The sequence below is a fragment of the Mesorhizobium sp. P2_A12 genome, assembly GCF_056405075.1.
Genome location: NZ_JBFUCU010000030.1, coordinates 39,529 through 45,784, shown reverse-complemented (window position 1 = coordinate 45,784; position 6,256 = coordinate 39,529). Strand labels below are relative to the sequence as shown.

The 6,256-nt window shown below is 63.2% G+C and carries 4 protein-coding genes and 2 pseudogenes; 4 read left to right on the top strand and 2 right to left on the bottom strand.

The window, feature by feature from the left end:
- Positions 1–153: pseudogene (locus AC1DZU_RS32995) on the top strand (electron transfer flavoprotein subunit alpha/FixB family protein); the annotation flags it as partial.
- 104 nt (positions 154–257) lie between these two features.
- Here the strand turns inward: AC1DZU_RS32995 and AC1DZU_RS32990 are convergent.
- On the bottom strand, positions 258–1,160 hold the full coding sequence (locus tag AC1DZU_RS32990; protein ID WP_477291302.1) for a LysR family transcriptional regulator: 903 nt from the start codon (positions 1,158–1,160) through the stop codon (positions 258–260).
- A gap of 109 nt (positions 1,161–1,269) precedes the next feature.
- Here AC1DZU_RS32990 and hglS point away from each other — a divergent pair, with 109 nt between their 5' ends.
- From hglS to AC1DZU_RS32975, 3 genes and pseudogenes are all read left to right on the top strand, one after another.
- On the top strand, positions 1,270–2,670 hold the full coding sequence (gene hglS, locus AC1DZU_RS32985; protein WP_477291308.1) for a 2-oxoadipate dioxygenase/decarboxylase HglS: 1,401 nt from the start codon (positions 1,270–1,272) through the stop codon (positions 2,668–2,670).
- Between the two features lie 9 nt (positions 2,671–2,679).
- Positions 2,680–4,125 (top strand): FAD-binding oxidoreductase, encoded by a 1,446-nt coding sequence (locus tag AC1DZU_RS32980; protein ID WP_477291300.1) that lies wholly within the window; start codon positions 2,680–2,682, stop codon positions 4,123–4,125.
- Positions 4,010–5,325, top strand: a pseudogene (locus tag AC1DZU_RS32975) (aldehyde dehydrogenase family protein). Before AC1DZU_RS32980 ends, AC1DZU_RS32975 begins: the two are co-directional and overlap by 116 nt.
- 47 nt (positions 5,326–5,372) lie before the next feature.
- On the opposite strand, the gene AC1DZU_RS32970 reads toward AC1DZU_RS32975, so the two are convergent.
- On the bottom strand, positions 5,373–6,239 hold the full coding sequence (locus AC1DZU_RS32970; RefSeq protein ID WP_477291298.1) for a hypothetical protein: 867 nt from the start codon (positions 6,237–6,239) through the stop codon (positions 5,373–5,375).
- Positions 6,240–6,256: the final 17 nt, after the last annotated feature.

Below are 6,256 nucleotides of genomic sequence, written 5' to 3'. Positions count from 1 at the left end.
TCCGGCGCCATCCAGCACCTCGCCGGCATGAAGGATTCGAAGGTCATCGTCGCCATCAACAAGGACGAGGAGGCACCGATTTTCCAGGTCGCCGACTACGGCCTCGTCGGCGACCTCTTCGTCATCCTGCCGGAACTGCAAAAGGCGCTATAGATGCTGCTTGCCTAGCAGCATTCCAGACGAGCAGTCTCGGTTCAGGCGCCTTTTGCCTGAATAGTCGTGTTCGGATTCTTCATGTCCCGACTGTACGCAGAGCCTCAAGCCTGGCGTCCAACCTGACTTATCAGCCAATCGACGAAATGTTGGCTAATAGAGGAGGGCATACTCGCCTCCGGTAGCACGGCATAATAGCAATTTTCCGTTTCCATAGGCAGGTCGAGAACGACCTGAAGTTCGCCAGATTTCAATTCCTGCTCGATTAGGTAGCGTGGAAGCAGCGCATAACCCATGCCGGCAACGGCCGTTTCGATGATCATCGAGAATTGATCGAAGCGGTGCCCCTTGTAGGCGGTCTCGCCGGGCAGCCCGGCCCACTCCAGCCATTGCGACCAGAGCCTCGGGCGTGTTGCCAGATGCAGCAAGGGCTTGTTGAGAAGATCGGCGGGCGTCAGCTTGGGTCCCGACGCCAGCAACGCACCGCCGGCCACCGGCAGGATCGACTCGCTGCAGAGATAGGTGCACGTGGCGCGCGCCCAAACCGGCTGTCCGTAGTGGATGGCGAGTTCGAAATTCTCTTCGTCGAAATCGAACGGCGCCGAGCGCGCGCCGACATTGAGGACCACGCCCGGGTTCTGGCGCAGGAAATCAGGCAAGCGCGGACTGAGCCAGCGGCTGCCGAATGTCGGCAAGGTTGCGATGCTCAGGCTCGATCTGGCGTCGGCGGATGACATCGCGCGCAGCATCGTCTCCTCGGCTTGCTGCAGCAGCTTCCGCGCTTCCGGCAGGAAGCGCCGTCCATCCTCGGAAAGCACCACGCGCTGCCGGATGCGTTCGAACAGCAGCGCGCCGAGATAAGTTTCCAGATCCTTGACCTGACGGCTGACGGCGCTCTGGGTCAGGTTGAGCTCCCTGCCGGCACGCGTGAAACTCGCGTGTCTTGCCGCGCATTCGAACGCCTGAATTGCAATCAGGTCTGGCATCAACCTTCTGCTGACTATCATGCGTATCTCGCATCAACCTAGTCAAAATTATCGCGATCCATGTCGCATGAAATCCGATATCACGCTTTTCCGGAATGATCTCATGTTTTCTCAAAAGCGAGACCGCACCGTGCACGACGCTGTTTTCGTTTCATCCGACGACATCCGCTCTGCCTTTTCGGCGGCGATGTCAGGCATGTACCGGGTCGAAGTTCCCGCCTACGGCACGCTGATGGACCTGGTCGCCGGGGTAAATACCGGAGTGCTGGATTCCACGCCAGTGCTGCGCCAGCAGCTCGAGGCCACGGATTCGCTCGACCGTATATCGGAAGAGCGGCACGGCGCGATCCGCCTGGGAACGCCAGCCGAACTCTCGATGATGCGGCGCGTGTTCGCGGTGATGGGCATGCATCCGGTCGGTTACTATGACCTCAGCACGGCGGGCGTGCCGGTCCATTCGACGGCGTTTCGTCCGGTCGGTGCCGATGCGCTCAGCCGCAATCCGTTTCGCGTCTTCACCTCGCTACTCAGGACCGACCTGATCGGCGACGAGGCTCTGCGGGCGGAAGCGGAGGCCATTCTTGCCGCTCGTCGGATTTTCACGGACATCGCCGTCGAACTCACCGAAAAGGCCGAGACGCAGGGCGGTCTGCATCGACAAGATGCGGATCGGTTTGTCGCCGAAATCCTCGAAACCTTCCGCTGGCACGATCAGGCGTGCGTTGGCATGGAGATGTATCACAGGCTGCACCAGCAACATCGGCTGGTCGCCGACGTGGTCTCCTTCAAGGGCCCGCATATCAACCACCTGACGCCGCGCACGCTAGACATCGATGCGGTGCAGGCGGGCATGCCGGCGCGCGGCGTCGCGCCCAAGGCGATTGTCGAGGGCCCTCCCGCTCGCCAATGCCCGATCCTGCTTAGGCAGACATCATTCAAGGCAATGGACGAGCCCGTCTCGTTCAAGTCAGATGGCGGCGGCTGGATAGCTGGCTCGCACACTGCGCGTTTTGGCGAGATCGAGCAGCGCGGCGTGGCGCTGACTCCCAAGGGCAGAGCGCTCTACGACAGCCTGCTGGATGCCACGCGCAAAATCATCAGGCCGGCGGCCGACGGGTCGAATGCCGCTGACTATGTCGAGGTGTTGTCGAGGACATTCCAGTCGTTTCCCGACACATGGGATGGTATCCGCATTGCTGGCCTTGGCTATTTCACCTATTCGCTGACCGAGCGAGGGCGCCACGTCGGCAGAGTCCATAGAGAAGGTCTCGATGCGCTCGTGGCGGATGGCTTGGTCCGTTTCGATCCGATCGTCTACGAGGATTTCCTGCCCGTCAGCGCTGCCGGCATCTTCCAATCCAATCTGGGCGATGAAGCGGGCCAAGATTTCGTCGCCAGTCCCAACCAGAAGCGCTTCGAGGCCGCCCTCGGCGCCAGCGTCCTTGATGAATTCGAGCACTATGCGGCGATCGAGCAGGCATCGATCGACGATTGCCGACGCGCTCTGCGTGACCTTCAGGCAGCGGAGTAGACAGTCGGCATGATCGGCGAGCGGCACAAGACAGCTTTGGTCGAAATCCTCGGCGCGGACGGGGTTGTCCAGGATTCCGCCAGCCTGGCCGCCTACGAGAATGGCGCGCGCTATGACCGGGGTAGCGCCGCATTGGTGCTGCGCCCTCGCGGCACGGCGGAGGTATCCGCTTGCGTTGCCTACTGCGTTCGCGAGCATATCGAGCTCATCCCGCAGTCCGGCAACACCGGCCTGGTCTCCGGCTCGACGCCGGATAGCAGTGGAGCGCAGGTCGTGCTCAGCCTCGACCGGATGACACGGATTTTCGATCTCGATATCGACAACCGTTCGATCCACGTCGACGCTGGAACCAGACTGTCGGAGGTCAACGGACGGCTTGAGCCCGGCGGTCTCTTCTTCCCGATCGACCTCGGCGCCGATCCGCGGGTGGGCGGCATGTTGGCAACCAACACCGGCGGCTCGCGGTTTCTGAAATATGGCGACGTGCGCCGCAATACGCTGGGTGTGAAGGTCGTCCTGGCGGACGAGGCTGGCACCGTGGTCGACCTGCTGTCGGGGCTGCGCAAGAACAATACGGGCGTCGACTGGAAGCAGCTTTTCATCGGAACATCCGGTGCGTTCGGCATTGTTACCGAATGCGTGCTCAATCTGGAGCATCTGCCGAGGCAGGTTTCGACAGCCTATCTGGTGCCGCGAACCGGCACTGCCGTCATGCCCCTGCTACGAGCGATGGAAGAGCGCTTCGGATCGTACCTGTCGGCTTTCGAAGGCATGTCGGGGAGCGCGATCGCCGCAGCGCTTGCCCATGTTCCCTCGCTACGCAATCCATTCCAGAATGGCGACATTCCCAACTATGTCATCCTGGCGGAAGTTTCCCGCAGTTGGCTTCCGCGCGATGACGAGCAGCCGCTCGATGTCGTCCTGGAAACGGTGCTGGCCGAAGTCTGGGAAGCGGACGGCGAGCCGCTCGCCAACGTCTTTGTCGGCCCCGCCCATGAGATGTGGGCGCTGCGTCACGCCCTGTCGGAAGGCGTCAAACATGCTGGCCGGCTGGTCGCCTTCGATCTGTCGTTCCGCAGGGCCGACGTGCTGGCGTTCTGCGACTGGATGAAGCTCGAACTGCCCAGCCATTTTGCCGATGTCGCAATCTTCGACTTCGGCCATGTCGGCGACGGCGGCGTGCATTTCAATCTGGTCGTCGACGAGGCACGGGCCGGCCCGGTCGATATCGCCTTCGAACGGCGATTGCGCGATTGGGTCTATTCGATCGCGGTCGATCGTTTCGGTGGCAGCTTCAGCGCCGAGCACGGCGTCGGCCGCAAGAACCAAGCCTATTACGATCTCTATACGCAGAAAAAGCAGAAAGGAAACGGCCGCGCTTCTTGCGAAACTGGGTGTGGCCAAGGACGCGCTTGTCGGCGGCGACCTGATCGTGCGCAGCCCGGTGACGGGTGAGCAGATCGCGGCGCTGAAGACGATCTCGCCGGCCGACGCGGCCAAGACCATCGATGCGGCGCACAAGGCGTTCCAGGCGTGGCGGATGGTGCCGGGCCCGCGGCGTGGCGAACTGGTGCGGCTGCTCGGTGAGGAGTTGCGCACGCACAAGGCCGAGCTTGGCCGGCTGGTCTCGATCGAGGTCGGCAAGATTCCGTCCGAGGGGCTTGGCGAAGTGCAGGAGATGATCGACATCTGCGATTTTGCCGTCGGTCTGTCCCGGCAATTGTACGGCCTGACCATCGCCACCGAGCGCCCGGGCCATCGCATGATGGAAACCTGGCATCCGCTCGGCGTCGTCGGCGTCATTTCCGCCTTCAACTTCCCGGTCGCGGTGTGGTCGTGGAACGCAGCCCTGGCGCTGGTTTGCGGTGACGCGGTGGTGTGGAAGCCGTCGGAGAAGACGCCGCTGACCGCACTTGCCTGCGAGGCGATCTTCAAGCGCGCGGTGAAGCGTTTCGGCACCGACGCGCCGCAGGGCCTGGCGCCGGTGCTGATCGGTGACCGCGCCGTCGGCGAGATCCTGGTCGATCATCTCAAGGTGCCGCTGGTATCGGCCACCGGCTCGACGCGCATGGGCCGCGACGTTGGCCCGCGGCTGGCCAAGCGCTTTGCCCGCGCGGTGCTCGAACTCGGCGGCAACAATGCCGGCATCGTGGCGCCCAGCGCCGACCTCGACATGGCGCTGCGGGCGATTGCCTTCGGCGCCATGGGCACGGCGGGACAGCGCTGCACGACGCTGCGGCGCCTGTTCGTGCATGACAGTGTCTATGACGCGCTGCTGCCGCGGCTGAAGAAGGCCTACGAAAGTGTGCCGGTCGGCAATCCGCTGGAGACCTCTTCACTGGTCGGGCCGCTGATCGACAAGGCTGCTTTCACAACGCGGTTGGCGCCGGCCTGTCGTCGTCGATCTTCACCCGCGACCTGCAGGAATCCGAGCGCTTCCTCGGCGTCGACGGATCGGACTGCGGCATCGCCAACGTCAATATCGGCACATCGGGTGCAGAGATCGGCGGCGCCTTCGGCGGCGAGAAGGAAACCGGCGGCGGTCGCGAGAGCGGCTCCGATGCGTGGAAGGCCTATATGCGGCGCGCCACCAACACGGTGAACTATTCCAAGGCGCTGCCGCTGGCGCAGGGCGTGTCCTTCGACATCGATTGAGGATTCCGGGGCTCCATGCATCCCCCGCACGGGGGATGCCGCACCGATCATCTGCCTGCCGGCGAGCCGAAGGCCTCGACGAAGGCGGCATCGATGATGGCCAGCTTCACGGCCTGGGCGGTCATGTATTCGCGGTAGAAATCGGCCGACACCCACATCACCGAATTGCCGCGTTGGCCGAGCCACCCGACGCTGCCGAGGTCCTCGGCATCACGCAGCTTGCGCCCCAAATGGGTTCGCGACAGTTTGAGCCATTTGGCGAAATCGCCGATCGAGACGATGCCGGTCGGGATTTGATCAAGGCCGGCATGATCGGGATCGACGCTCGATATCAGCCAGTCCATGACGACGCCGCCATTGTTGAGCCAGGTGAACAGGGAGAAGGTCTGCCTGGGCTCGCGGACGGGGCTGGAGGAGACCAGGCCGTCGGCCACCAGCGGCTGCACCCTGGCGAGCGCGTCGGGCCGTTCGAGGAACGTCGCCAGACGGTTCGCGCCGTCGAGGCTGTCCAGCGTGTGCAGATGCGCTATCATCCAGCCGGCAACCGTCTCCAGCGTGTTTACTGTGGGTTGTATCGGGCGGATGCGCCCGTCCTGCGTCGTCGGCAGAAGCTCGACGAAATTGTAATGCAGCATCTCCTTGATGAAGGCGTCAGCGGTGTTGCGGCTGGCGACGGCGTTCTGGCGGATCACGTCGATGAAACGTGCCGCCGTCAGTTGCTTGCGGTAGTCATCGGGCTTCCGCCTGAAATGCAGGGCGAGGCCGATATGCGCCATCAGCCAACGCTGCTGGGTGGCGAACACCGACGCCAGCCGAGGGCTCATTCCGTAGGCCTGGATCAGCGCCTGCGCCTGGGCACGGACACAGCGATACAATGCCGGGTGGCCGGCAATAAGCTCCGAGGTCAGCGCCATTCTCCCCCTGCTCCGAT

Excerpts from the sequence above, each read along its gene's own strand:
- AC1DZU_RS32990 (WP_477291302.1), bottom strand. The coding sequence starts at position 1,160 with ATGATAGTCAGCAGAAGGTTGATGCCAGACCTGATTGCAATTCAGGCG.
- AC1DZU_RS32980 (WP_477291300.1), top strand. The coding sequence starts at position 2,680 with ATGATCGGCGAGCGGCACAAGACAGCTTTGGTCGAAATCCTCGGCGCG.
- AC1DZU_RS32970 (WP_477291298.1), bottom strand. The coding sequence starts at position 6,239 with ATGGCGCTGACCTCGGAGCTTATTGCCGGCCACCCGGCATTGTATCGC.